Origin of the sequence: Sinosporangium siamense (assembly GCF_016863435.1) — a bacterium.
Lineage (GTDB): Bacteria > Actinomycetota > Actinomycetes > Streptosporangiales > Streptosporangiaceae > Sinosporangium > Sinosporangium siamense.
On sequence record NZ_BOOW01000042.1, the window covers coordinates 74,309 to 99,107 of the forward strand.

Consider the following 24,799-nt stretch of genomic DNA (forward strand, 5'->3'; position numbering starts at 1 on the left):
ACCGGGAAGTGACCGGTGTGTCGGCGGTCTGGGCCATGCTCCTGCCTGTCCGCGGTCCCGCGGGGCCGCGGCGACCGACGGGCGGTACGGAGATCCGCCCGTGCCAGCCGACGCCGCACAAATGCGGTGCGAACCAGGAGGAGCAAGCACCAGTGACTGGATTCCGAATCGCCAAAGAGGCCGGTGCCCGCACGACCGGGGGCGCCTTCGGCGCGGGCATGGCGCGCACAGCCGGGCGTCTCGCCGGCGCGCTGCTCGGTGCGGCGTTGCTGAGCGGCGGAACGCCCGCCGCCGCCGAGGCCGCGCAAACCCCGCCGGCGGCGCTGGCGTGCGCCCACGGCCTCTTCCGGGACGGCAACGTCGCGCAATACAGGAACTGCACCAACGTCGGCGAACGCCTCTTCGTCACCTATCTTCTGCCGGGGATGAACGAGTATGTCTGCGTGCCGGCCCACGAGACGAGATACCTCGGCCGCTGGGCCATCGTCTTCAGGGTCTACAACCGCGGCAACTGCTGACCCGCGCCGGTCGGGCGTGATCTGCGGCTGAAGCAAGGGCGCCACCCCCATGGTGCGCGCCCTTCGCCGTCTCGAAGACACGAAGAAGGGGGACGATGGCGAGCCTCGCGCAGCGCCAAGTCCGGCATGTCGACATCTGCGGTACGGCGGCGGCTCCGGCACAGTGACGACCTCGGGGGTCGCCACTGCCCTCACATGGCGTGTTCATGTGATTACATTACGTCGTGCGCGACGCAGGCTGGGAATTCAAGCTCCTAGGACCGATCGAAGCGCTGCACGACGGCCTCCACCTGCCCGTCGGCCCGGCCAAACTACGAGTGCTGCTCGCCTCCCTGCTGGTGGACGCCAACCGGGTCGTCACCGTCGAAACCCTGGTGGACCGCCTCTGGGGCGAGGATCCCCCCGGCGGCGCCCGCAACACCCTGAAGAACTACATCCTGCGCCTGCGCCGCCTGCTCGGCGGCACAGGAGCCCACCCCCCGCTGCTCACCCGCGCCCACGGCTACTCCATCGAGCTGTGCCCCGCCGCCCTGGACCTCCACCGCTTCGACACCCAGGTGGAGCGTGCCAGGGCCGCGGCCGCCGCCGACGAGATGGGGCGGGCGTCGCGCCTCCTCGGGGAGGCGCTGCGGCTGTGGCGGGGGGAGGCGCTCGCCGACGTCCCCTCGGAGGTGCTGCGGCGCGACGTGGCCCCCGGCCTGAACGACAGGCGCCTTTCCGCGCTCGAACTCCGGATCGAGGCCGACCTCGCCCTCGGCCGCCACGAGAGCGTCGCCGCCGAACTGCACGACCTGACCGGCGGTCATCCGTACCGCGAGCGGTTCTGGGCGCAGCGGATGGTCGCGCTCTACCGGTCGGGGCGCCGCGGCGAGGGCCTCCAGTGCTACCGGGCCGCGCGCGACCGCCTCGCCGGCGAACTCGGCATCGACCCCGGCGAGGAGCTACGCGACCTGCACCGCCGCCTCCTTGACGCCGACCCGGGGCTGCTCCACACCGGCGTGCCCGAGGAGGGCGGCAACCTTCCGGCGCAGACCACCACCTTCGTCGGCAGGGAACGGCAGCTCACCGACATCGCGCGGCTTGTCGCGGCGGGCCGCCTGGTCACGCTGACCGGCGCCGGCGGGGTCGGCAAGACCCGGCTGGCGCTGCGGGCCGGGGCGGAGCTGACCGGGTCGTTCCCCGACGGCGTGTGGCTGGCCGACCTCACCTCCCTGACCGACCCCGGCCTGCTCGACCAGCACGTGGCCCAGGCCCTCGGCGCCGTCGACCAGTCGACGCGCCCCCGCCGCGACGTCCTGACCGACCACCTGCGCGGCAGGCGGCTGCTGCTGATCCTCGACAACTGCGAGCACCTCGTGGGCGCGGTCGCGGCGCTGGCCGACGCCCTGCTGCGGGCCGCGCCCGGCCTGCGGGTGCTCACCACCAGCCGCCACCGGCTGGGCCTGCCGGGCGAGCACCCCCTGCTGGTGCCGCCGCTGGCCCTGCCGCCCCTCAACGACGCCACGGGCAAGGGAGTGGCGGACTACGACGCGGTCGGGCTGCTGCTCGACCGCGCCACGGCCTCGGCGCCGGACTTCCGCATCACCGCCGCCAACGAGGATGCCGTCGCCCAGCTCTGCCGGCGGCTCGACGGCATCCCCCTGGCGATCGAACTCGCGGCGGTACGGCTGAGCACACTCTCGGCCGAGGAGGTCCTGGAGCGCCTCGACGACCGGTTCCGCCTGCTGGCCGGCGGCAGCACGCAGACCGCGCCGCCCTGCCACCGCACCCTGCACGACGTGATCGACTGGAGCCACGAGCTGTGCACCCCGGCCGAGCGCCTGCTGTGGGCGCGGCTGTCGGTGTTCGCCGGCGGGTTCGACCTGGAGGCGGCCGAGGCGGTCTGCGCCGCGGCGGGCACCGCCCGCGACGACATCGCCGGCCTGGTGTCGAGCCTGGTCCACAAGTCGATCCTGACCGTGAGCGCACGCGGCAGCCGCACGCGTTACCGGCTCCTTGAGCTCATCCGCCACTACGGCGCGCGCCGGCTGGCCGGCCTCGGCGCGGCGGGCGATGTACGGCGGCGCCACCGCGACCACTACCAGCGCATGGCGGCGTCGGCGGCGGCCGGCTGGTTCGGCCGCGAGGAGGTCGAGTGGCTTTCCAAGCTGCGGCGCGAGCTGCCGAACCTGCGGGCCGCGCTCAGCTTCTGCCTGACCCGGGCGTCCGAGGCCGCCCACGGGGTGGCCATCGCCACCGACCTCGCCCGGGCCCGCATCTGGTTCTTCAGCAGCGACATCGGCGAGGGCCGCCTCTGGCTGGAGCGCACCTGCGCCGCCGCCCCCGCGTGCCCCGGCCCGCTCAGGGAGGGCGCCGCCGCCATGCTGGTGTTCTTCGCGCTCGTGCAGGGAGACCGGCCCGCGACCGGCACGTTCCTGGCCCGCTTCCGCGGCCTCGCCCCCGGCGGATCGCCGGCCGCCGGCGCCTACATCGAGGGCCTCCACGCGCTGCTGGCCGACGGCGACATCCGCGCCGCGCCGCTGCTGGCGCGGGCCAGGGACGCGTTCCGCCGGGCCGGGGAGTACGGCGACGCCCACATGGCCACCATGATGTGGGCCATGGCGTGGGTGTTCCTCGGCGACCGGGCCGTCGCGACCGCCGCCCGCGACACCTACCTCGCCGAGGCCGAGGAGAGCGGGGCCGCCTGGGCCTGCACGTGGGCACGGTGGCTGAGCGGGCTCACCGAACTCTGGCACGGCGATCCCGGAAGGTCCCCTGGCCTGCTGCGCGACGCCCTGCGCAGGCAGTGCGACATCGACGACCGCTGGGGGCCGGTCTGGACCCTTGAATCCCTGGCCTGGGCGGCCTCCGCCGCCGGCCTGCACGTCCACGCGGCCGAACTCCTCGGCGCCGCCTCCGGCCTGCGCCAGGCGACCGGCGTCTCCCTCACCGCCCTGCGTCCCTTCCACGACGCACACCTGCTGGCCGAACGCGAAACCCGCCAGGCCCTCGGCATCCCGGCCTACACCGCCGCCTTCGACCGAGGCACCCAGATGAAGGACCTCACCCGCTTCACCGCCGCCACGCCACCCCACTGACCACAAGCGGATGCCGACCGGGGCCACCCGGCCGGAACGCCCGGAGACCGGCGGAGAGGACACGGCTCCATCCAGGCGTGACCGTTCGGCGCCGAGCCAACGCCTGCTCGGCGCCGGCCGGAGCCACCAGCGGCAACACGGGGGAACGCACCGCGCGGACATGCGACACTCAGCGCCGTGCCGCCCTGCATTCGGCGCCGGTCACCGTACAGCGCCCAGCCAACGCCTGCTCGGCACAGACCAGAGCCACCAGCGGCAACACGGGGGAACGCACCGCGCGGACATGCGACACTCAGCGCCGGTCACCGTACAGCGCCCAGCCAACGCCTGCTCGGCGCCGGCCGGAGCCACCAGCGGCAACACGGGGAAGCGCACCGCGGATATGCGACACCCGCCGCCGGGTCGCCGTGCGTTCGGCGCCGGTCAGCCCGAGGGCCGACAACCAGGCCCACGTGGTGGCGGTTTCGGAGGTGAAGCCGGCCATGCCGTACACGATCCTGCGCCGCAGCGGCACGTTGCCGCGGTTGCGGCGCACCGGCCGCGCCCCGGCCGAGTTCGAGGTGAACAGCGTCGCCAGGGTGTGGGACAGCCGCGCCACGTAGTCGGCGGCGGGCCGGCGGGACGCCTCGTAGCGGGCGGTCGCGGTGTCGGCGGCACGGGGGTCGCCGAGGTCGGTGCCGAAGCGGTGGTGCGCCGGGGCGCGTCCGCGCTGGGCCGGCGGGCGGCGAGTTCGACGCCGAAGTCGACCGGGGGGATCGACGGCGGTGGGATGGGTGCGGCCGCGTCGGTGACGTTCACGTGGGGCATGCCGACCACTCTCCTCAAGGGCGTTCGCCGGAAGGGACGCCGGTCTCCGCAGGGGGGCCGGACTTCGCCTCGCACGCCCGGTCAGCCGCCGGTGCTCTTCACGGAGCTCTTGGCGGGGTAGTCCGCCTTCCACATGGACGCGAGCGCGCGGGTGGCGACCCGGGTGGGGATCGCGCGCAGCATCGCGTCGCGAAGCCACGCGCCGGCGCCGGTGCGCGACGTGAGCCACCCCTGCCGGGACGCCGCCTCCATCACCCGGTTGGCGCGCGGGCGGCGCTCGGCGTCGTAGCCCCGCAGCCGCCGCACCACGTCCGCCGGTCCCGCGCCCGCCAGGTGCCGGGTCACCGACGCCGCGTCCATGAACGCCTGGCTGGCGCCCTGGCCGAGGTCGGGGGTCATGGCGTGCGCGGCGTCGCCGATCAGCGCGATCCTGCCGACCGCGTACGCCGGCAGCGGCTCGGCCAGGCGCGCGATCGGGTCGATGTAGATGTCGTCGAGCGCGGTGGCCTCGATGAGCGCGGGGACCACCGGATGCCAGTCGGACATCAGCGACAGCACCCCCCGGCGCGCCTGCTCCGCCCCCGGCACCGGGCCGCGCAGCGCTTGGTCGGTGAACCAGTAGAGGAGGTCCTCGCCGACCGGGTAGAGGCCGAACATCGCCCCCGTGCGGCGGTCGAGCAGGTTGCTCGTCAGCAGGCCACCGTAGTCGAGGTTCGCGGGCGCGGGCAGCATGCCGCGCAGGTCGAGCCTGCCGACCCGCCGCACTCCGGGGTGCCCGGGGAACAGGTGGCCGCGCAGTACGCTGCCGATGCCGTCGGCCACGATCGCCGCGTCGGCCCTGGCCACGACCCGGCCGCCGCTCACCACCGACACCTCGTCATCGCCGGAGTCCAGCCGGTCGATCGCCGTGCCGGTGCGCACCAGCTCGGGGGGCAGCGGGTCGCGCAGTGCCCGGTGCAGCTCCGCCCGGCTGACGCTGGCGCCCGCGCCCATCTCCGACTGCGCCTTGGCCACGTCGGTGACGAGCAGCGGCCGGCCGTTCCGGTCCCGCATGCCGCCGCTGACCGGTGGGAGGGGGTGGTCGCGGGCGTAGCCGGCGAGCCCCAGCGAGTCCAGCGCACGAACGCCGTTGGGCAGCAGCACGATGGCCGTGCCCTTCTCCCGCAGCTCGGCGCCGCGCTCAAACAGCGTCACCTCGTGACCTTGCCGGTGCAGCCCCACCGCGGCCCCTACCCCGCCTAAGCCGGCTCCTGCCACCACGACCCGCATGCCGCGTCCTCGTTTCACTACGATCGTTCTAGTACGTTTACTGTCATATCATGGGCGTATGCCGCCTACCAATCCGGCCCGGCGCCGCGCTCTGGCCGACGCCGCGATAGATCTGCTGGCCGCCTCGGGGATCCACGGATTGACCCACCGCGCGGTCGAGAAGGCCGCCGGCCTCCCGACCGGCACGGCCTCGAACTACTACCGCAGCCGGGAGGCCCTGCTGGTGGCCGCCGCGGAACGCGTCGTCGAGCTGCACTATGCCGACATGGACCGCGTCGCCGACCTCCACGAGACCGCCGCGTCCCGGGCCGCCGACGGCCCCCGCCTCGTCGTCGACCTGCTGACCGAATCACTCTTCGAGGCGGCGACCACCCTGCGCACCCGCTACCTGGCGATCTTCGAGCTCCAGCTGGAGTCCACCCGCCGCCCGACCCTGGCCGCGGCCCTCGCGGGCCTGCTCGACACCTCGGCCCTCCACACCGCCGGCTACCACACCCGGCTCGGTCTGCGCACCCCCGCCGAGAGCATCCCCACCTTGATCATCCTCTACGCCGGCGCCCTGTTCACCCTGGTCACCCTGCCCCCGCAGCACATCACCAGGGAAACCGTCCGCGACCTCGCCCGCTCCATCGTCCACGGCGGCCTCCCCGCACCGGACGGCCCTGCCTGATCGGCAGCACGCTGAGGCCGTCCCCGCCGCCGCACCCATAGAAGGGCGCCTCATCGCGGCCCGTTCCCCTGGATCTTCTCTGTGCGGCCGGCCGAGTAGCTCTCGTGCACGACGGACCAGCCGCTCTCCCCGCATCAACCGATCGGCTGATGCCGGAATCCACCATCCCGCTCTCCGGCCGGACGATCCGGCACCCCCTGCCCCGCGCGATTCTCGAGGCATGCCAACACATCGGGAGCCCGCCCTCCGCACCGTCGGACTCCGCAAAGCCTTCGGCGACCACGTGGCCGTCGACGACATCCACCTCACCGTCCCCGCCGGATCCTTCTACGGCCTGGTCGGCCCCAACGGCGCCGGCAAGACCACCACCCTGGCCATGGCCGTCGGCCTGCTCCGCCCCGACGCCGGCAGCGCCGAGATCTTCGGCGTCGACGTCTGGCGTGACACCGTCCGGGCCAAAGGACTGATCGGCGTGCTGCCCGACGGCAACGCCATGCCGGAACGGCTCACCGGCCGCGAGGTCCTCACCTACCTCGGGCTGCTGCGGGGCATGCGGCCCGACGTCGTCGCCGAGCGCACCGGCGAACTCCTCCAGGTCCTCGAACTCGACTCCGCGGAGCGGACCCTGGTCATCGAATACTCCACCGGCATGCGCAAGAAGATCGGCCTGGCCGTCGCCCTCCTGCACGCGCCCCGCCTGCTCGTCCTGGACGAGCCCTTCGAGGCCGTCGACCCCGTCTCCGCGGCCACGATCAAGGGCATCCTGCGCAGGTTCGCAGCCGGCGGCGGCTCGGTGATCATCTCCAGTCACGTCATGGCCCTCGTCGAGCAGCTCTGCGACCAGGTGGGCGTCATCTCCGACGGCCGCGTGGTAGCCGCCGGGCCGCTGGCCGACGTCCGCGGCGCCGGAACTCTGGAGGACGCCTTCGTGGGCCTCGTCGGCGCCCGCGCCGGTGGAGCGGAGGGGCTGGCATGGCTCACCTCCTGACTCCCGGCCCGGCCGCCTTGGCGCAGCACATGATCCGCATGCGGCTGGCGCTCATGCGCAACTCCCTGCGCGGCGACAATGCCACCAACCTCTACACGTATGGCTCCCTCGGGCTGATCCTGGCCTTCGGCACGATCGCCGTCGCCGTCCTGTGGCCCGCCTACCTGCCGATCACCCTGGCCCTGTGGCTCTTCGGCTGGATCTTCGGCCCCATCCTCATCGGGGGCGGCAGCGAGGCCCTGCGCCCCGAGTACTTCTCCATGCTCCCGGCCACGCCGGGCCGGATCGCGACGGCACTGCTCGCCGGAGCTTTCGCGGGCCCCGCGCCCGCGGTCAATCTCATAGCCCTGCTGTCCCTGCCGGTGTACGGCTGGCGCTTCGGCCCGGCCGGAGTGCTCATCGGCCTGGCAGCAGCCCTCACCACGCTCATCACCATGGTGATGATCTCCCGCGTCATCGTGGCGCTCATCGGGTTGTTCGTCAGATCGCGCGCCACCGCGGCCACCGTCGGCATCGTGACCGGCACCGCCATCGCCCTGTGCAGCAACGGCTGGGCACCCGTCGTAGCGGTGGGCGGCACCGACACCGCCGCCTGGTCCCAGATCCTCGTCCGCGTCCTGCCCTCCGGATGGGGCGTGGCCGCCGTCGAAGCCCCCTGGCCTCTCGCCCTCGCCATCCTCGCCGCCGGCGCCGGCGTGATCGCCCTCCTCCTGGCCGCCTGGGCCGGGCTGCTGGCACGGCGCGTCGTCTCGGCCGCGCGCGGGGGTGTGCCGCCCCGCCGGGGCACGCCCCGCCCCTTCCCCGCCACCGGCGGCGCCCGCATCATCGCCGCCAAGGAACTGCGTGCCTGGTGGCGTGACCTCGTCCGCATCCAGCTCCTCGCCACCGCCTTCTCCTTCGCCGTCGTCACCCCCCTCCTGCTCCTCGCCCTCGACGCCTGGGTCATGGTCCCCTTCACGGGACTCATCGCGATCGTGATGGCCGCCGCGTCCTCGGCCAACCTCTACGGCGCCGACGGGACCGCCCTCTGGCTCACCCTCATGATCCCCGGCGCGGAGCGCGCCGACGTACGCGGCCGCCAGCGGGCCTGGCTCCTCGTCGTCGGCCCGGCCGCCGTCGTCCTCTCCCTGGCCGGCGCCCTCGTCAGCGGCCAGACCTGGGCCTGGCCGTGGATACTCGGCCTGCTCCCCGCCCTCCTCGGCGGCGGCGCCGGGATCATCGTCCTGCTCGCCGTCACCTCGCTCGTCCCCGGCACCGACCCCCACAAGCGCGGCGGCAACCCGCTCAGCACCGGCGCCGACGAATCCGCCGAAACCAGCCTCGCCTATCTCGTGCTCATCGCGGTCCCCGCCACCGCGCTGCCCACCGCCGGCGCCATCCTCCTCCACCCCTGGGCCGGCATCGCCACCGGTGTGCTGACCGGCGCCCTCTTCGCCTGGGGCCTGGGCAGGATCGCCTACCGCAGACTCGGGAACCACGGGATCGATCTCCTCAACCTCATGAAGCACGGCCCGGCACCCCAGGCCGCCGAACCCGCGGGCGCGGACCTCCCTATCCAGCACCGCATCGGCGTCACGATCAGCTACACCGTCGCCTGGCTTCCTCTGATCCCCCAGGGACTCGTGCCCATGGTCATGAAGATCTTCGGCATCGAGGACCGCGGATGGTTCCTCGCCCTTCATCTCCCGCCGGTCTGGCAATGGCCCACCATCATCTTCATGATCGCCGTAGGGCTGCTCATGTACGGCTACGCCATCCTCATCCCCATGCGCCTAAACTCGCCCCCATCGGCCGCCACCAGGTGAAAGCTGCCCATACCCGCGAGGAGGAGAACGTTCCGGATGAACGACCCCTTTCCGCCTTCGGCCTGGGAGCAACGCTTCGAGCGCATCGTAGAGATCGTCCCCTACATCACCCTCGCCGCTTCCCTGGTCATCAGCCTGGCCTCACCCGACCAGCCCGAAGGCGGGATCCCCCGTACTCTCGCGCTCACCGCCCTGGCCCTCGCCTGGAATCTCGGCGCCCACACCCTCCTGCCCGCGGCCCTGCGCGGACGCCGGGTCGTCGTCACCGTTCACTTCGCCGGCGTCCTGGCCACCGCCGCGCTGCTCGCCCTCCACGACCCCATCTTCTTCATCTACTGCATCTCCGGCTTCTTCCTCGCCGCCAACTTCGCTTCCTCCAAGTGGACCTTCGCCGCGGTCGCCGCCACCTCCTTCGTCCTGTACGGCGCGACGCTCGACTGGGCCCAGGCCACCACCCAGCTCATCGTCTTCTACCTGGCGATCATCGTCGTGCAGACCGTCGCCATCGGCGGCGGCTCCGTCGTCGGCATCAAGCTCGAGGAGCGGCAGCGCAAATACCGCAAAGCAGTCAACGACCTCCAGACCGCTATGGAGGAGAACGCCGACCTCCACGCCCAGCTCCTCACCCAAGCCCACCAGGCCGGCATCCTCGACGAGCGCCAGCGCATGGCACGCGAGATCCACGACACCCTCGCCCAAGGGCTCACCGGCATCATCACCCAGCTCCGCGCCGCCCAACGCGTCGAGGACTCAGGCACCCACCTCGAACTCGCGCTCAACCTCGCCCAGGACAGCCTCACCGAAGCCCGTCGCTCCGTCTCCGCCCTCCAGCCCCACCAGCTCGAGGGCGCCCACCTGCCCGAAGCCATCACCACCCTGGCCCGCAACTGGAGCCAGAGCGCAGGCGTCGACCTCCACGTTGAAGTGACCGGCGACCGCGTCCCCCTCAGCCCCGCCATCGAGGTCACCCTCTTCCGCGTCGCCCAGGAAGCCCTCACCAACGTCGCCAAACACGCCCGCGCCACCCGCGCCGGCCTCACCCTCTCCTACACCGGCGCCGTCGTCCTGCTCGACATCCGCGACAACGGCACCGGCATCCGCACCCCCGACGGCAAAGGATTCGGCCTCAGCAGCATGAGACAACGCCTGCGCGGCGTCGGCGGCTCCCTCGAAATCGAGAGCACGCCCGGCGAGGGCACCGCCGTCAGCGCCACCGTCCCCGCGCTCCAAGGAAACCCCCGATGATCCGCCTCCTCCTCGTCGACGACCACCCCATCGTCCGCGGCGGCCTGCGCGCCGCCTTCGAAACCGAACCCGACATCGACGTCGCCGGAGAAGCCGCCAACGGCCGCGAAGGCATCGACCGCGCCGCCGCACTCGAGGTCGACATCGTCCTCATGGACCTGCGCATGCCCGAAATGGACGGCGTCACCGCCATCACCGCCCTGCGCGACTCCCACCCTCACATCAAGGTCCTCGTCCTGACCACCTTCGACGGCGACTCCGACGTCCTGCCCGCCATCGAAGCCGGCGCCACCGGCTACCTCCTCAAAGACGCCCCCACCGAGGAACTCCTGCGCGCCGTCCGCGCCGCCGCCGCAGGCGAGCCGGTCCTGTCCCCCTCGGTCGCCGGCCGCCTGATGGGCCAGGTGCGCCGACCGGTCAAGGCCGCCCTCACCGACCGCGAACTGCAGGTCCTCGCCCTTGTCGCAGGCGGCGCCTCCAATCGCCAGGCGGCAGCCAAACTCTTCATCAGCGAGGCCAGCATCAAGACCCACCTGCTGCACATCTACGACAAACTCGGCGTCCGCGACCGCGCCGCCGCCGTCGGCGAGGGGTATCGACGCGGTTTGCTCAGTTAGCCGACCCGCCGCACCTGAGCCCACCCCCGCCCACCTGCAGGAACGGCGCAGATGGCGGCTGGTGGGGCCGGCCTTACCGACACCGCGGGGTTGGTCGTCTTGCTGAGCCACCGAGCGCCTCACGCGCCGGATCGCCGGGGGGTCGCGACTGACCGCGGCCCGGGGGCAGGCGAGGCCGAGATGTACGGCCGGCGGGTTGTTGAGGTGGTCGCGCCACGCGCAGCCCGAGGAATGACCCACGGTGGGGGATCAGCGGGGTGAACCGGTCACGGCGGTCGCCAGGTCGGTGAAGGCGACGGCGGCCGGGAGGGGGTCCGGGGGGAGGGCGAGGAGGATGGTGCGCTCGGCGGGCGGGTCGAGCGGGATCGCGTGCAGGCCGGCGCGGTGGGCGGGCAGCGACAGTTCCGGGACGATGCTCACCCCGAGGCCCTCGGCGACCATCGCGAGGATGCTGTTGCTGTCGCGCACCCGATAGTGGCACTTCAGGCTCGCCCCCGCCGCCCGCGCGAGCGCCGAGATGAGCGGCTCGCACCCGCCCGTGGACATGATGAACGGGTGCCGGGCCAGCTCGCTCACCGGCACCGCGTCGCGGACGCCCAGGTCATGGCCGCTGGGCAGGACCGCCAGCATGGGATCCACGGCGAGCGGCAGCGTCACCGCCCCCGCGGGAAGCGCGACCCCGGTGCTCCGTACGGCGGAAGCACCCCCGAGCACGGTCACGACGTCGGCCGCCCCCGTCACGAGCCACTCCAGCACCTCGTCGTCCGAGCCCTCCATCACCGTCAGCCGCACCCGCGGATGCGCCTCCTCGAAGCGCCGCAGGATCGGCGGCAGCAGCCGGACGTTGGCGCTCGGCATGGCGCCGACCCGCAGGCTGCCGCTGTCCTGCTCCCGGGCCGCGGCGACCTCCTGCGCCAGCGCCTCCAGCTGGGTGAGGATGAGCGTGGCGCGGCGGCACACGGCACGCCCGGCAGCCGTCAGGCTCACCCCGTGGTTGCCCCGCACCAGCAACGACACCCCGAGTTCGCTCTCCAGCGCCCGCAGCGCGTGGCTGACGGCGGACTGCGTGGTGGCCAGCTCCTCGGCGGCCCGCGTCATGTTGCCGGTGCGCGCGACCGCCTGCAGAATCCTCAGCTGCGTGAACGTCACAACGCGGCCCGCAGCAGCCCGGTCACCAGCGGGTGCGGCGCCCCGGGACGCGAGCGGACCTGCGGCACGAACACCGTGCCCACGTAGAAGGGATGACCGGCCACCTCAAGCACCCGGGCCTCGCCGTCGCCGTCCACGCCGGTGACCGTGAAGCCGCCGTCGTGCAGGGTGCCCTGCCGCCGGGGATCGAGGCCGAAGTTGCAGTAGTACTCCTCCTCGGCGCTCGCTCCGCCGTACAACTCGGCAGCCCGGGAGCCGGCGAGCAGGGTGACGGGCATGGTCTTGCCCGCCAGTGAGCAGGCCAGCGCCGAGATGAACAGGGTCGAGGCGTAGGGGTCGTACTGGGCGTGCTGGGCGTCCTCGTAGCCGAGCACGTTGCGGGCGTATTCGATGATCATGTGCTGGCAGCCGCCGCACGTCCCCAGCGTGGGCACGCCGTGCTCGCGGCCGTGCCGGAGCGCGGCGAGGGCGCCGGCCAGGCTGAGGTACGGGCTGCCGGGGGCGCACCACAACACGTCGGCCGCCTTGACCTCGCCCAGGTCGGATTCGAGCGGTTCGGTGGGCAGCCACCGGATGTCGACTCCGACGCCGAGGTGTGCCGCGGCGTGCCGCAACGCGTCGTCGGTGGCCATGTGCGGGGGGAAGCCGGGGCGTAGGTCGCCGACGACCGCGACTTGCAGGGTTCGGTTCATGGGCTTCACTATGCGGCGGCACCGGCCATGAACACCAATGCCGAACCACGCGCCCGTCATGAGCGATCGCTCATGACGGCACCATCCGTTCCGTGCCGGCCGCGGTGTCTTTCGGGCTCTGGGCGCGGAGTTCGGCGATCAGCGCGCGGACGGCTGCCGAGCCGAGCGTCTCGGGGGTGACGACATATCCGACACGGCGGGCGCGTCGGGGCCGAGGGGCCGCATGGCCACCTTGGGCGGGGCGCCGCGCAGGCTCAGGCGGGGAACGATCGTGGTGCCGAGCCCGTGACCGACCATGGACATGGCCACGCCGTCGTCCTCCACCCGGATGTCGCCGGCGGAGAGCCACGGCTGCTGGGCGCACCAGTCCTCCGTCTCGGCCGAGGTGCGCTCGTTCCAGTCGATCGTGGGCAGGCTGAGCGGATCGGGGTGCCCGGCCGGTATCACCTGCCGCCGGCGTCCAGTCGGCGGCTGCGGGAAACCAGCGCTCGAGCTCCGCCGGCACGCTGACGGCCCGCCACACGCGCTCGATCGGGTGGCGACCGTGCACTCGAAGCGCAGCGCCGGGCGGCCGTCGATCGTCTCCAGGGTTTCGTGAATCACGATGTCTCCTCCGAGTGTTGTTGCGGGGTGCCGAGGCGCCTCGGCCGGAACACGTTCCGGCACCTGCTGGACCTGAGCGGTGCGGTCCTGCGCATCGCGGACCTTCGCGGTGCGAACCTGTCAGGTACGCAGCTGATCGGCGCGGACATGGTCAGTGCGCGGCTGACGGGCGCCAGCCTGATCTTGGCGAACCTGAGCGATGCGGACCTGAGCCATGCGGACTTACACCGTGCGGTCCTGCGCGGTGCGGACCTTCGCGGTGCGGACCTGCGTGAGGCGCATCTGTTCGGAGCCGACCTGACCGGCGCGGACCTGCGTGGCGCGGATCTGCGCGGTGCGAACTTGCGCAGAATTCGTGGCGTGACCGAGCGGGAAGTGCGGGCGGCGACCTACGTCGACCAGACCACGAAGTTCCACTGAGACAGCGTGGCCCGATGGCCGGCGATTCTGCCCGGTCGGCCTCTCTCCGGCCGCGTGTAGAGGCCGCAGCGTTGAAAGCACGCGGGCCGTCACCCAAGATCCACGAAGCTCGGGGCATCCTCTGGGCCATACCTCTACTCGATCTTCACAACCCTGGCCGGCAGCACGAGGGGTCGATGTCCGTACTGCCCCGTGAAGCCGTGGCGAGCCGCCGGTGCTCTCGCGTGTGGCGGTCAGGACGGCTGGACCTCGTCGAAGAGGGCGAGGGCTTCGGTGGGGTCCGGGCCCACGAGGCGTTCCAGACCGGCGGTCGTGATCTTCGCCCACCTGCCGGCGCGTGCCCACATCTGCTCCTCGAAGGCGCGGACGACCTCGGCCAGATCGCCGGGGGCGGCGGCGACGGACTCGGCGAGTTCGGCGCCTTCCAGCATCGCGAGGTTCGCGCCCGCCCCCAAGGGTGGCATCAGGTGTGCGGCGTCGCCCAGCAGCGTCACCCCGGGGACGTGGGCCCAGGTGTGGGCCACGGGCAGGACGTAGAGGGGGCGGTGGGCGAAGGCGGTGCCGTGGCGGAGGAGATTGAGGACGGGAGCGGCCCAGCCGTCGAACAGAGCCAGCAGGCTTGATCGCACGGCCTCGACGTCGGCCAGGTCCAGGCCCTCGTCCAGGCCCGTGCGCCGGTTCAGGCCCATATGCCGCTCCAGGTCCGTGTGCCAGTCCAGGGGCGCGCGGAACTGGGCGTAGACCTTGACGTGGCCGCCGCTGTTGCGCTGGGCGGCCAGGGCGCGGTTCACGCCGTACACGGCCACGGAGCCGTCGCCGATCAGCCGGGCGAGGTCGGGGTGGCGGGTGTCGACTTCGTCCAGGGAGGTCTCGACCATGGTGACGCCGGTGTAGTACGGCGTCGCGGACGTGACCGCCGGGCGGACCCGGGACCAGGCCCCGTCCGCGCCGACCACGAGGTCGAACGTCTCCTGCCGCCCGTCCGCGAAATGGACCAGCACGCCGTCCCGGCTCCCCGGCTCCACCTCCGTCACGTCCCGCCCCCACTGCACGTCCAGGGAGCCGAGCAGCAGGTCACGGAGTTTCCCGCGGTCGATCTCGGGATTGGCCAGGTCGTCCGGACGGGGGCGCCAGTCGCGAAGCACGGTCCCGTCCGTGTCCAGGATGCGCATGGCCTGCCCCTCGGGACGAGACAGCGCCTGGAACTCCGCCAGCACCCCCGCCTTGTCCAGCGCGAGCTGGCCCAGCTGTTCGTGCAGATCCAGCGTGCCGCCCGGGGGACGGGCGCCGGGGGAGGGATCGCGTTCGAGGACGGTGACGGGGTGATCGTGGCGGTGCAGTACGCGGGCGAAGGTAAGACCGGCGGGGCCGCCTCCGACTACGGCGATACGACGTCTCATGTCGATACACTGTATTTGCGCAATACGGCGTATCGCAACTGTACGATGTAGCCCATGACCGTGTGGGACCGTCCGGAGCCGTCGCCGCGCCCTGCCCCGCTCGACCGGGAGCGCATCGTCGCCGCCGCCGTCGCGCTGGCCGACGAGGGCGGGCTGGAGGCGGTGTCGCTGCGCAAGGTCGCCGCCCGGCTGGGCGCCGGCCCGATGCGGCTGTACGGGTACATCGCCACCAAGGAAGAGCTGTTCGACCTCATGGTGGACGAGGTGTACGCCGAGATCCTCCCCGAGGGGCGGCCCGGGGACTGGCGGGAGGCGCTGCGCGTTCTCGCCGAGCGCACCAGGCTGGCGGCCCTTCGTCACGAGTGGCTGGCCGACCTGCTCGGCGGACGCCCGGCGCTGGGCCCGAACGCCCTGGCGGTGTCGGAGGCCACGCTGGCCGCGCTCGACGGCCTGGCCGACGTCGACACCGCCATGCGCGCGGTGGAGACGGTCGGCGCCTACTACATCGGCGCGATCAGGCGCGAGATCGCCAACCTGCGGGCCGAGCGCGCCACGGGCCTGTCCGAGTCCGACTGGCAGCGCGCCCGCGGTCCGCACGTGACCGGGATGCTGGCCACGGGCCGCTTCCCGGCGCTGGCCAAGTTCGTGCACGAGGGCACGGAGGTGGACGCCGGGACGTCCTTCGCGACCGGGCTGGAGTGGATCCTCGACGCCGTCGCCGCCAAACTCGCCCGGCCGCCGGCTTAACGCTCACGATTCCCGGCAGCGCATGACACCGCCAGAGCTCGGCCGATTCGGAGGCAATCTCGGGAGGGGCTGGGCCATCTGCAGCGGCACGCGGACTCCTGGCCGGTCGCGTCGGCCTCGATCGCCGGGGGCGTGTCGGAGTCGGGGGCGTATGCCTTGAGCACCAGCACAGCACCCCGGCCCACGCGCCGCGCCGGGCCGGCTCCGTGATCGCCTTCAACCTGCCGCGAGCTCGGGAGGGGCTGCGCCATCTGCGGCGGCACGCGGGGCTCCTGTGCTCCGGCAGTCGCACACGCTTGGATTCCCGCGCATCGGCTCGCCGGTCGGCCTGCTCCCCTGGAACAACCAGGCCATGGGCGGTCTCGACGCCGAGCCCCCTCCGGCCACGAGCCCGGCGGTATCCCGCCCAGCGGGCGCAGGCCGTACAGATGCCCAACCGCTGAGCGAGGTGGTCCACGACCTCGGCGGGGACCTGACGAGAATCGGGAAGAAAGAACCTGCGCCCCCGCACGAACGCCCACATCCCATGCCAGCCTCGCGACAGCCGAGCCGGACATAGGCGTGGCGGATGCCTGCTGTGTACCGCTCAGCCGCGCAGTTGGGCGTTCAGGCGGGCGGCCTGGCGGGTGAGGTGGTCGCGTTCGGGGAGGCTGGGCGCCGATCGGGCGGCCTCGGCGTAGAGCCGGGCCGCGGTCACCGGGTCGCCGGCACGCTCGTGCAGGTAGGCCGTGACGGCGGTGTGGCGGGGCAGGGCGGGATCCAGTCCCTTCAGCGCGGCCAGACCGTTCCTGGGGCCGTCGGCCTCGCCGACCGCTACGGCTCGGTTGAGGCGGGCCACCGGGCTGTCGGTGAGGCGCACCAGTTCGTCGTACCACTCGACGATCTGCACCCAGTCGGTCTCCTCCGCAGTCCGGGCGTCGGCGTGGAGCGCGGCGACGGCGGCTTGGGCCTGGAACTCGCCCAGGCGGTCGCGGGCGAGGGCCGCCTGGAGCACCTCGACGCCCTCGGCGATCAGGCGGGTGTCCCATAGGCAGCGGTCCTGCTCGGCGAGAGGCACGAGCCTGCCGTCGGGGCCGGTCCGCGCCGGGCGCCGCGCGTGGTGGAGCAGCATGAGCGCGAGCAGGCCCGCGACCTCCTCATGGTCGATCTCGGCCGCCAGCTGGCGCGTGAGCCGGATCGCTTCGCCGGCGAGGTCGACGTCACCGGAGTAGCCCTCGTTGAAGACCAGGTAGAGCACCCGCAGCACCGTGGCGACGTCACCGGGCCGGCTGAAGCGGACACCCGACACGGTGCGTTTGGCCCTGCTGATCCGCTGGGCCATGGTCGCCTCCGGCACGAGGTACGCCTGCGCGATCTGACGCGTGGTCAGCCCGCCGACCGCGCGCAGCGTGAGCGCGACGGCCGAAGCCGGCGTCAGGGACGGATGCGCGCACAGGAAGTAGAGCTGGAGCGTGTCGTCCACCGCCTCGCCCGGACCGGGCACGGGCTCACCCTCGACGCGCGCCTCGCGGTCCCGCCGGGAGGTGTCGGCGCGGGCGGCGTCGAGGAACTTGCGCCAGGCCACGGTGACCAGCCAGCCCTTGGGATCCTGCGGCGGATCGTCCGGCCACACACGCACGGCCTCGACCAGGGCGTCCTGCACGGCGTCCTCGGCCGCCGCGAAGCCGGCTCCGCGGCGGACCAGGACGCTGATCACGGTGGGCGTGAGGGTCCGCAGCAGAGCCTCGTCCACCGTGCCTCACTCCGTGATGGTCGGCGGCGCGGTCAGGAACGGCCGCACCTCGAGCCACTCGTGGATCGGCTTCCCGCCCGCCCCCGGAGCCGCGGACAGCTCGCCTGCCAGCTCGAGCGCCCGCTCGTAGGTGTCGACGTCGATCACCATCCAGCCGGCGATCAGGTCCTTGGTCTCGGCGAACGGGCCGTCGGTGACCGGCGGCCGCCCTTCGCCGTCGTAGCGGACGAACGTGCCCTCCGGGGAGAGCGCCTGCCCGTCGACGAACTCGCCGGTGCCCTCCAGCCGGGCGGCGAAGTCCTGCATGTATTGCACGTGCGCCGTAACCTCCTCCGGCGTCCACTGGGCCATCGGCACGTCGTTGACCGCCGCCGGCGCGCCCCGGTAGTGCTTGAGCAGAAGGTATTTGGCCATCATGTTCTCCTTGGTGCGATGCAGCCTGTTGTGGCTGTGTTCACTCCGGGGACGGAGCCGCACTCGGGTTCTCGACATCCCACCGCGAAAATTTTCCGGCGGACTTCACAGGCTAGCGGCCGGAGGACGCGACTCACCTGCGACGTGGCGCCGTAGATCCTGGTCAGGGCCCCGATATGGGTACCGTGCCGGCCCGGTGATGCGAGTTGCATCCGATACCCAGGTACCAGGGGAGGCTCACCCGTGGCCGGAGCGGCTCCCGCCTGGCGGGGCCGGCGACCTGTTCCGCAGGGCCGACCCGGTCGCCTATGTGTGGGGGGAGCCCAAACGGGTGGTGGAAGTGCTTGCCGATCTGGCCCGCGAGCACGGTCGCTGGCGGCATCCGCTGCGGTATCTGCGACCGCGCCCGGATGTGTCCCCCGAGGCGGTTCCCCTCGGCACCGCGATGGAGCACATTTAGCTGACTGGCGGCCGTGGAATGCCTTCTTGCTGTGACTTTTCGTTTTGTTTCGCCGGGAGCAGGAAGTCATTTACCGGAGAGATTCGGGCCCCGAAGCCGCGAGCCCCCAGGAGCACGGCGGCTCCCAGCATGTGGTTAGCAGTCGGCCCGACGGTGCCGTTTTGGTCGGGGTCGGGGCGGCACTGTCAGCGTCGTTCGCCCAAACCGGTGGAAATTTCCGTCAGGCGTGAGCCGTCCGGCTTCAACGGCGGGGTGTCCATGCCGGCGCCCTCGGACAACCCCTCGATCACCTCGCGCACGGCGTCGCTCGCGCTGTGGTGCGGGCTCCAGCCGAGTTCGGTGCGTGCCCTGGTGGTGTCCATGACCGGCAAGTGCATCGCCATCTCGAACAGGCCCGGCGAGGCGGGGACAAGATGGGCGTGCCAGGCCGCGGCCAGCGCGCCGCGCGCCAGCCACGGCGCTACGGTGACCATCTTGGCGCCGAGCATCTTCGCCAGCTCGCGGGTGGTCAGCACCGGGTCCGCCGCGATGTTGAACGGGCCCGACACCTGCCGGACGGCGGCCAGCCGGTAGGCCTGTCCCATGTCGTCGGCGTGCACCGTCTGCAGCCGCAGGCCCGGCAGATCGGGAAGGACCGGCACATGCTTGATCAGCTTGCCTGGCAAGAACGGCCCGGCGAACAGACGGCGCTGCTCGCTGGCAGCGGCGCGTTGGAAGACGAAGCCAGGCCGCAGCCTGACCACCCGGACATTGCGGTGGTCACGCACGAAGACGTCCAGGATGCGCTCGACATAGGCCTTCTCCCTGCCGTAGGCGGCACGTGGCCAGCCGTGGGTCGGCCACGACTCATCGACGGCCCGGTCGCGCGGGCCCGGCGAGTATGCGCCGACCGACGAGGCGTACACCAGGGCGGGGACGTCCGCTCTTGCCACCGCGTCGAACACCCGCATACTGCCCAGCACGTTGGTGCGCCAGGTGACGGTGCTGTCCCGGGTGGGCTGGAACAGCCAGGCCAGATGGATGACGACGTCGGCGCCCCGGAAGAGGGGGACCAGGTCGTCATGGGTCACATCCGCGGTCTGCCAGCTTGTCTTGGCGCCGAAATCCTTGTTCGCACGGCGATCGGCCACGCCCACGACAGCGGTGACAGCCGGATCGGCCTCCAGAGCGCTCAAGACGCTCGTGCCGACGTTGCCGCTGGCGCCCACGACGATGATTCTCATGCGCTGCTCCTCTCTTCTGTGACTCTTGCCACCTGCTGGGAGGCCGGTTGGGGACACACGTTTGCGGGGTAGCCGGCTACGGATTGAGCAGGATCTTGTTGACTCCGTCACGCTTCTTCTGGAAGATCTCGTACACCCGGTGATCGCGGTGGAGGGCGATCCTGGCCGGCATCTGCCCGACCGGGCCGAGCCCGAGCACGGTGACGCTGCCCCCCTCGGGGATCTCGGCGTACTCGACCCCTTGCCAGGCCGTTGGCAGGACGTCCGATAGGTAGACGAACCGCTCGTCGGGTGGCCCCTCCGGCACCTTGATCGGGCCGAAGTGAGCCTGCGGCACTCCGAGGTAGGCCGCCTGGCCGCCGGGGACCTGCCCGTACAGGCGGGTGTAGCCGAACATCGCCGCGCCCGTACCCTGCTCACGGACCTGCGTGGTCTCGCACTGGGCGTACAGGCTCAGGCCGCACATATGGCAGTGGCCACAGGAGATGTTGAACGGGACGACCACCCGGTCGCCCGGCCGGATATGCGTGACCTCGGCCCCCATCTCTTCGACCACGCCCATCGGCTCGTGGCCGAGGATGTCGCCCTCGGTCGTGAACGGGCCGAGCACTTCGTACAGGTGCAGGTCGGACCCGCAGATGCCGGACGAGGTGACCTTGATGACCGCGTCGGTGGGCTCCTTGATGACCGGGTCTGGGACTTCCTCTACTCGGACGTCTCGCCGGCCGTGCCACGTAACGGCTTTCATAAGCCCCTCCCTCAGTGGCGGGTACGGCTAGACGTACCCGCGCCGGGAGGCAGAAACCTGCTCGTGGATTCGAGATCTCGGCTGCTAGGACCCCGGCCACCTTGGCTCGGAGGGGCTTAGGCTAGTCCGCCACCCAGCGCGCCGTCGCGACCGCCGGGGACATCCCCAGCCGGCCGGCGATCAGACGCCCGATGCGACGTCTGATCGGCCTTTGAGCCGGCTGGAGGATCTGGGTCCGCTCCCCGGACGGGTTGTTTGGAATTCGATGGTTTCGCGGAGCAGCATGACGGTGCCGCGTTCCGTCTCCGAATCGTCGTCAAGATCGTGTTCCGACCGCCAAAATCCGGTCCGTTCCTGCCCGGAGGCCGTCAGGCGCGCCCCGCCCGGCGCCGCTGTCCTTCCGATAGGACGGGGCCGGGGGAGTCGGCCGGTCGTGCGCCAGGGCAGGCGCGGAAGGGAGGGGCCGGGCAGGGGGCTTGCTCGGCAGCGAAGACGCCGTGTTCGTCGATGGCCTTTGCGAGCCGGGCGTCGCCGGGTGTTCCGCGGGGGATGCCTGCCACTTGCGTGACCGCACGGTTGGGGGGTGGGGTGGGGGGCCCCGCCCCGGAATTTCGGGTAACCGTTCGTCGCCTGGGTGAAAGGAGGTTAGCGGCGGCCCTTAGAGCGGACGATCATGACGACGCCGCCGGCGAGCACGGTGCCGATGCCGAGTGCCGCGACGCCTACGGTGACACCCCAGGGGGCGGCGGCCGCCAGGCTGACCGCCGCGATGCCGCCGCCGACGATCATGCTCGCGATGACCAGCATGAGTACGGCTCCCGCCACGGCGGCGGGGGACCACGACGGGGTGTCGCCGTCGGCCTCGAGCGAGACGCCGTCCTTTCCTAAGTCGAGCTTTACGTGGTAGTGCGTCCGTTCGCGCTCAATCTGGGGGTCTGCGCGCTCTGTGGGGTCCTCCTTGGAGAGGTCCGTTTCTGCGGGGAGGGGCTCTCCACTGTCAGAGCCTTGGTTGACCATTAGGCCCGTCCCAATCTCCTTCGTGATCTTGTCCGCCGGTTCGAGGGTCCGGCCGGCGGCTGCTGGCGCAGGTACGCCAGATGTCCCAGCCTGGATCATAGCAGCAGGTATGACACCTCTGTATGCCTGAGAACTGCTTCTTATGCAGCTATCGTAAGAATGATATGAGTATCAAAGTTGACTAGAATGATGCTTGGAGGCATACTTGAGCACTGGAGGAAGAGGCGCCGACCTCGGCGAGGTGTCGGCGCCGGACACTGACACCTGCCGGGCGGGATCCGTGCAGGCGTGGGAGGGGGCGCGGGTGAGGTCTTCGTCCATTGGAACAGTGAGCGTTTTTTGCGAGCTGGAAGAGTCGCAGATATCGGCGGCAGGGCAGCATCACCCGGTGCGAATGGTCATGATGGGTGCTCCGAGGATGGGAAAGTCCTCGTTGCTGTCCTTGCCGCGCGGATCCGTCGATCATTCGGCGATCACGCGGGCGGGGTGCGGGATTCCGGCCGGCACCGCCCCGCCGGTGGGGTCGATCGCCGGGCGTGGCGTGAGCGGGTCGGCATTGACTCCGCTTTCCTGTGGTCCGATCCATGACGACGCCTCTGCTCACCCGTGGAAGGCGGAGGGCCCGGTGAACAGGACGGCGGGCCGAGCGATGGATGGGACGCAGGACCGGTCGCTCGCGCAGCTCGGCCGATTATCCGACGGCTACCTTGTCGCCGCCGTTCTCCCAGCCAGGAGAACCTCGGTCCCCGTCCGCCGGCCTGCTAAAGGCGCGCGGGCACACGTGGCCGTTCTAAAAACCAGGAGACCCGCGCAGACATGCATGGTCAGGCCGTCACACCGGAAGCCGGCGCCGCCCGCCCGTGACCGGAGTGCCATGCCGGGCAGCCGTCAAGGCGATCTTCATCGCAGCCCGTGGCGATGTCCGGCGACTGCCGTACCTCGCGGTCGGTGTGTCTGGGGCGATGAGCGTGCCGCGCTCATGCGGCGGCATCCCACAGCCGATAACATCAACGACCTAATCCGATATCAGCCGGGCCGAAACGCCCCACCGCATTGGCCCCCCGGGAAACCGGCCCAGCGATCCTGGGCCGCGATGAACCCGGTCGGTGTGCTCCAGCACAAGCCGCCGGTCGGGCAGGACAAGGAAGGTCTGTACCGTGCCTAAAAACCCTAGCGCTGACATGGCGCCGGGCGAGGAGCGGCAGCGAGAGCGAACGGCAGGCAAGAGAAGCAACGCCCCTCTGGAGCGGGTCACCGTCAATCTGACAGCTCGCGCCTCCCAGGCGCTCGAGAACGTGGTCGAACTCACCGGCGACAGCAAGACGGACGCGATCAACCGAGCCGTCCAAATCTACGCATTCCTCGAGCAGGTTCTGTCCAGCGACGGCGCCGTCTACATCCGCGCGTCTCCCGACGGCGAACTGGAGCGCATCAGGCTCTTCTGATCCGGCGGCCCAGAGCAGCCGGGCGACGAGGAAATCCCAGTGAGAACCGAACTGTCACAGGCCCGCCCGCCGATGCCGAACGCGCCAGATGTCCCAGCAAAAAGCTCGTTCCGATTCACCGGGCGCCGGTCTCAAAGTCGCTTCCGGCTCCCCGAGCCAATGCCACGGGAGCCGGAAGCGACGTCCGGGAGGATCTCCGCGATCAGGCCGGTGACGCGTCTTCTTATCTCGTCACGGATCGGCCGCACCTCCTCCACCGCCCGGCCGAAATTCCCTGAGGTCTACGTCACTTGTGCCGTCCCGCGCCTCGACAGCGACAACACGGCCGACGCGGCGGCGACCAGGCCGGCGACGGCCATGCCGTACGCCACGAGATAGGGATCGGCCCCCGCGCCGAGCAGCGGCGAGAACCCCACCCCGACGTAGAGGGCGACCCCCGAGGCCCCGCCGAGCTGGTCGGCGCACCGCTGCACACCCGACGCCATGCCCGCGTCGGCCTCGGTGACGTCGTGCAGGGCGGCGTTCTGCAGGGCGATCAGGGCGATGCCCATCCCGCCGGAGATGAGCACCATGCCCGGCATGACGGCGATGAACGGCGTCTCGGGTTGTGCCGCGACGGCCAGGGACACGGCGCCGGCCGCGGTCACGGCGATTCCCAGCGTCGCCGCCGCGTTGAGGCCGGCACGTTTGACGAGGCCTGGCACCACCAGGCTCGTGAGGATCAGCGTGATCGCGAACGGCAGGAAGGAGAACCCCGCGGCGATCGGGGACAGTCCCCGCTCCTGCTGCAACGACAGCGTCAGCAGCAGGAACGCCGTCGACAGGGCGGCACTGACCAGCGCGGTGGCCGCGTTCGCGACGACGCGGACCCGCGTGGTGAAGAGCGTCAGCGGGACGAGCGGGTGCGGCGACCTGCGCTCCACCACCACGAAGGCGACCGCGCACACCACCCCGAGCACGACGGCGGCGGTGGCCGGGGCGATGTCGCGGTGGGCCTCACCGAGTTCGATGATCCCGTAGACCAGCAGGAGGGGCGTCGCGGTGAGCAGCAGCGCGCCGGGCAGGTCGAGCGGCCTGCGGCCGACCGGCCCGTCGGCCCGGATCAGGATCCACACGGCGCACAGGACGGCGGCGACGAGCGGCAGGTTGATGAGGAAGATCCAGCGCCAGTGGAAATGCTGGGTGATGACCCCCGACAGCAGGAACCCGAGCACCAGCCCCGAGCTCGCGACCGCCGCCCAGACGCCGAGCGCGCGCGATCTCGCCTGCGGTTCGGGGAACAGCAGCGCCAGCAGGGACATGGCCGCCGGCGAGGCCAGCGCCTCCCCGGCGCCCTGGGCGAACCGCGCGAGGACGAGCAGCTCCAGGGACGGCGCGAGCCCCGCGGCCAGCGACGCCAGCCCGAAGATCGCGGCCCCCGCGAGCAGCGTACGGCGGCGGCCGAGGAGGTCGGCGACCCGGCCGCCGAGCATGAGCAGGCCGCCGCCGACCACGGTGTAGCCGGTCACGACCCAGGTGAGCTGCCGGACGCCGACCCCGAAGTCCTCGCCGATGGAGGGGAGGGCGATGTTGACGACGGTGACGTCGACGGCGATGAGAAATTGAAGCAGGGCGAGGAAGGTGAGGATGAGCCGGCGGGACCGCATGCCGCGGCCGCCCGTGCTCTCCCGCTCGCCACGGGCGAGGAAAGACAAGTGAACGACTCCGGATGATCAGAGAGGCGCGCGTCGTGCGCGCGGGGACGAATGACCCG

Annotated in this window: 22 protein-coding genes and 1 pseudogene; 11 read left to right on the forward strand and 12 right to left on the reverse strand. The window is 71.7% G+C overall.

What is annotated here, in order from left to right:
• Positions 1 to 152: 152 nt before the first annotated feature.
• Both Ssi02_RS31210 and Ssi02_RS31215 read left to right on the forward strand, forming a co-directional pair.
• A complete protein-coding gene (locus tag Ssi02_RS31210; protein ID WP_204031163.1) occupies positions 153 to 518 on the forward strand; it encodes a hypothetical protein in 366 nt (121 codons plus the stop codon).
• 224 nt (positions 519 to 742) lie between these two features.
• Positions 743 to 3,595 carry an AfsR/SARP family transcriptional regulator gene (locus Ssi02_RS31215; protein WP_204031164.1) on the forward strand — a complete coding sequence of 951 codons (2,853 nt, stop codon included), beginning with the start codon at positions 743 to 745 and terminating at the stop codon, positions 3,593 to 3,595.
• Between the two features lie 292 nt (positions 3,596 to 3,887).
• On the opposite strand, the gene Ssi02_RS31220 is transcribed toward Ssi02_RS31215, so the two are convergent.
• Positions 3,888 to 4,535 (reverse strand): hypothetical protein, encoded by a 648-nt coding sequence (locus Ssi02_RS31220; RefSeq protein WP_204031165.1) that lies wholly within the window; start codon positions 4,533 to 4,535, stop codon positions 3,888 to 3,890.
• A complete protein-coding gene (locus Ssi02_RS31225; protein WP_204031166.1) occupies positions 4,484 to 5,689 on the reverse strand; it encodes an FAD-dependent oxidoreductase in 1,206 nt (401 codons plus the stop codon). The genes Ssi02_RS31220 and Ssi02_RS31225 overlap by 52 nt, the downstream gene beginning before the upstream one ends.
• A gap of 40 nt (positions 5,690 to 5,729) precedes the next feature.
• Here Ssi02_RS31225 and Ssi02_RS31230 point away from each other — a divergent pair, with 40 nt between their 5' ends.
• The 5 genes from Ssi02_RS31230 to Ssi02_RS31250 all read left to right on the forward strand — a co-directional run bounded on the left by Ssi02_RS31230 (position 5,730) and on the right by Ssi02_RS31250 (position 10,996).
• Positions 5,730 to 6,341 (forward strand): TetR/AcrR family transcriptional regulator, encoded by a 612-nt coding sequence (locus tag Ssi02_RS31230; protein ID WP_204031167.1) that lies wholly within the window; start codon positions 5,730 to 5,732, stop codon positions 6,339 to 6,341.
• A gap of 220 nt (positions 6,342 to 6,561) precedes the next feature.
• Positions 6,562 to 7,329: an ABC transporter ATP-binding protein gene (locus Ssi02_RS31235; RefSeq protein WP_204031168.1), complete on the forward strand. Its 768-nt coding sequence runs from the start codon at positions 6,562 to 6,564 to the stop codon at positions 7,327 to 7,329.
• The gene (locus Ssi02_RS31240) at positions 7,314 to 9,134 is read left to right on the forward strand and encodes a hypothetical protein (protein ID WP_204031169.1); all 1,821 of its coding nucleotides are present in this window, start codon (positions 7,314 to 7,316) and stop codon (positions 9,132 to 9,134) included. The genes Ssi02_RS31235 and Ssi02_RS31240 overlap by 16 nt, the downstream gene beginning before the upstream one ends.
• 36 nt (positions 9,135 to 9,170) lie before the next feature.
• Positions 9,171 to 10,379 carry a sensor histidine kinase gene (locus tag Ssi02_RS39460; protein WP_204031170.1) on the forward strand — a complete coding sequence of 403 codons (1,209 nt, stop codon included), beginning with the start codon at positions 9,171 to 9,173 and terminating at the stop codon, positions 10,377 to 10,379.
• Complete coding sequence (locus Ssi02_RS31250) at positions 10,376 to 10,996, forward strand: response regulator (protein WP_204031171.1); 621 nt, start codon at positions 10,376 to 10,378, stop codon at positions 10,994 to 10,996. Before Ssi02_RS39460 ends, Ssi02_RS31250 begins: the two co-directional genes overlap by 4 nt.
• A gap of 249 nt (positions 10,997 to 11,245) precedes the next feature.
• Here Ssi02_RS31250 and Ssi02_RS31255 read toward each other — a convergent pair whose 3' ends face one another.
• From Ssi02_RS31255 to Ssi02_RS31265, 3 genes are all read right to left on the reverse strand, one after another.
• Positions 11,246 to 12,145 carry a LysR family transcriptional regulator gene (locus Ssi02_RS31255; RefSeq protein ID WP_204031172.1) on the reverse strand — a complete coding sequence of 300 codons (900 nt, stop codon included), beginning with the start codon at positions 12,143 to 12,145 and terminating at the stop codon, positions 11,246 to 11,248.
• Entirely contained in the window at positions 12,142 to 12,837 is a 696-nt protein-coding gene (locus Ssi02_RS31260; protein ID WP_204031173.1) for a CTP synthase C-terminal region-related (seleno)protein, read from the reverse strand. Before Ssi02_RS31260 ends, Ssi02_RS31255 begins: the two co-directional genes overlap by 4 nt.
• 138 nt (positions 12,838 to 12,975) lie before the next feature.
• Positions 12,976 to 13,440, reverse strand: a complete 465-nt coding sequence (locus tag Ssi02_RS31265; protein WP_204031174.1) for a type 2 periplasmic-binding domain-containing protein — start codon at positions 13,438 to 13,440, stop codon at positions 12,976 to 12,978.
• A 27-nt stretch (positions 13,441 to 13,467) separates the two neighbouring features.
• On the opposite strand from Ssi02_RS31265, the gene Ssi02_RS31270 reads away from it, so the two are divergent.
• The gene (locus tag Ssi02_RS31270) at positions 13,468 to 13,860 is read left to right on the forward strand and encodes a pentapeptide repeat-containing protein (protein ID WP_204031175.1); all 393 of its coding nucleotides are present in this window, start codon (positions 13,468 to 13,470) and stop codon (positions 13,858 to 13,860) included.
• Positions 13,861 to 14,093: 233 nt separating this feature from the next.
• Here Ssi02_RS31270 and Ssi02_RS31275 read toward each other — a convergent pair whose 3' ends face one another.
• The gene (locus Ssi02_RS31275) at positions 14,094 to 15,260 is read right to left on the reverse strand and encodes an FAD-dependent oxidoreductase (RefSeq protein ID WP_204031176.1); all 1,167 of its coding nucleotides are present in this window, start codon (positions 15,258 to 15,260) and stop codon (positions 14,094 to 14,096) included.
• Between the two features lie 54 nt (positions 15,261 to 15,314).
• Between Ssi02_RS31275 and Ssi02_RS31280 the strand changes: the two genes are divergently transcribed.
• Positions 15,315 to 16,007 (forward strand): TetR/AcrR family transcriptional regulator, encoded by a 693-nt coding sequence (locus Ssi02_RS31280; protein ID WP_204031177.1) that lies wholly within the window; start codon positions 15,315 to 15,317, stop codon positions 16,005 to 16,007.
• 586 nt (positions 16,008 to 16,593) lie between these two features.
• On the opposite strand, the gene Ssi02_RS31285 is transcribed toward Ssi02_RS31280, so the two are convergent.
• Positions 16,594 to 17,739 carry an RNA polymerase sigma factor gene (locus Ssi02_RS31285; RefSeq protein ID WP_204031178.1) on the reverse strand — a complete coding sequence of 382 codons (1,146 nt, stop codon included), beginning with the start codon at positions 17,737 to 17,739 and terminating at the stop codon, positions 16,594 to 16,596.
• A gap of 6 nt (positions 17,740 to 17,745) precedes the next feature.
• Positions 17,746 to 18,153, reverse strand: a complete 408-nt coding sequence (locus Ssi02_RS31290; protein WP_204031179.1) for a YciI family protein — start codon at positions 18,151 to 18,153, stop codon at positions 17,746 to 17,748.
• A gap of 199 nt (positions 18,154 to 18,352) precedes the next feature.
• Between Ssi02_RS31290 and Ssi02_RS31295 the strand changes: the two genes are divergently transcribed.
• Entirely contained in the window at positions 18,353 to 18,613 is a 261-nt protein-coding gene (locus Ssi02_RS31295) for a hypothetical protein (RefSeq protein WP_204031180.1), read from the forward strand.
• 185 nt (positions 18,614 to 18,798) lie between these two features.
• On the opposite strand, the gene Ssi02_RS31300 is transcribed toward Ssi02_RS31295, so the two are convergent.
• The 3 genes and pseudogenes from Ssi02_RS31300 to Ssi02_RS31310 form a co-directional block, all read right to left on the reverse strand.
• Complete coding sequence (locus Ssi02_RS31300) at positions 18,799 to 19,836, reverse strand: NAD-dependent epimerase/dehydratase family protein (RefSeq protein WP_204031181.1); 1,038 nt, start codon at positions 19,834 to 19,836, stop codon at positions 18,799 to 18,801.
• A gap of 145 nt (positions 19,837 to 19,981) precedes the next feature.
• Positions 19,982 to 20,584, reverse strand: a pseudogene (locus tag Ssi02_RS31305) (alcohol dehydrogenase catalytic domain-containing protein); the annotation flags it as partial.
• A 645-nt stretch (positions 20,585 to 21,229) separates the two neighbouring features.
• Positions 21,230 to 21,601, reverse strand: a complete 372-nt coding sequence (locus tag Ssi02_RS31310; protein ID WP_204031182.1) for a hypothetical protein — start codon at positions 21,599 to 21,601, stop codon at positions 21,230 to 21,232.
• A gap of 1,157 nt (positions 21,602 to 22,758) precedes the next feature.
• Between Ssi02_RS31310 and Ssi02_RS31315 the strand changes: the two genes are divergently transcribed.
• Positions 22,759 to 23,046, forward strand: coding sequence for a hypothetical protein (locus Ssi02_RS31315; RefSeq protein ID WP_204031183.1), 288 nt, complete (start codon positions 22,759 to 22,761; stop codon positions 23,044 to 23,046).
• Between the two features lie 281 nt (positions 23,047 to 23,327).
• On the opposite strand, the gene Ssi02_RS31320 is transcribed toward Ssi02_RS31315, so the two are convergent.
• Entirely contained in the window at positions 23,328 to 24,740 is a 1,413-nt protein-coding gene (locus Ssi02_RS31320; RefSeq protein ID WP_239130141.1) for an MFS transporter, read from the reverse strand.
• Positions 24,741 to 24,799 lie beyond the last annotated feature (59 nt).

Excerpts from the sequence above, each read along its gene's own strand:
- Ssi02_RS31235 (WP_204031168.1), top strand. The coding sequence starts at position 6,562 with ATGCCAACACATCGGGAGCCCGCCCTCCGCACCGTCGGACTCCGCAAA.
- Ssi02_RS39460 (WP_204031170.1), top strand. The coding sequence starts at position 9,171 with ATGAACGACCCCTTTCCGCCTTCGGCCTGGGAGCAACGCTTCGAGCGC.
- Ssi02_RS31230 (WP_204031167.1), top strand. The coding sequence starts at position 5,730 with ATGCCGCCTACCAATCCGGCCCGGCGCCGCGCTCTGGCCGACGCCGCG.
- Ssi02_RS31240 (WP_204031169.1), top strand. The coding sequence starts at position 7,314 with ATGGCTCACCTCCTGACTCCCGGCCCGGCCGCCTTGGCGCAGCACATG.
- Ssi02_RS31300 (WP_204031181.1), bottom strand. The coding sequence starts at position 19,836 with ATGAGAATCATCGTCGTGGGCGCCAGCGGCAACGTCGGCACGAGCGTC.
- Ssi02_RS31295 (WP_204031180.1), top strand. The coding sequence starts at position 18,353 with ATGCGAGTTGCATCCGATACCCAGGTACCAGGGGAGGCTCACCCGTGG.
- Ssi02_RS31250 (WP_204031171.1), top strand. The coding sequence starts at position 10,376 with ATGATCCGCCTCCTCCTCGTCGACGACCACCCCATCGTCCGCGGCGGC.
- Ssi02_RS31280 (WP_204031177.1), top strand. The coding sequence starts at position 15,315 with ATGACCGTGTGGGACCGTCCGGAGCCGTCGCCGCGCCCTGCCCCGCTC.
- Ssi02_RS31310 (WP_204031182.1), bottom strand. The coding sequence starts at position 21,601 with ATGGTCAACCAAGGCTCTGACAGTGGAGAGCCCCTCCCCGCAGAAACG.
- Ssi02_RS31290 (WP_204031179.1), bottom strand. The coding sequence starts at position 18,153 with ATGGCCAAATACCTTCTGCTCAAGCACTACCGGGGCGCGCCGGCGGCG.
- Ssi02_RS31260 (WP_204031173.1), bottom strand. The coding sequence starts at position 12,837 with ATGAACCGAACCCTGCAAGTCGCGGTCGTCGGCGACCTACGCCCCGGC.
- Ssi02_RS31275 (WP_204031176.1), bottom strand. The coding sequence starts at position 15,260 with ATGAGACGTCGTATCGCCGTAGTCGGAGGCGGCCCCGCCGGTCTTACC.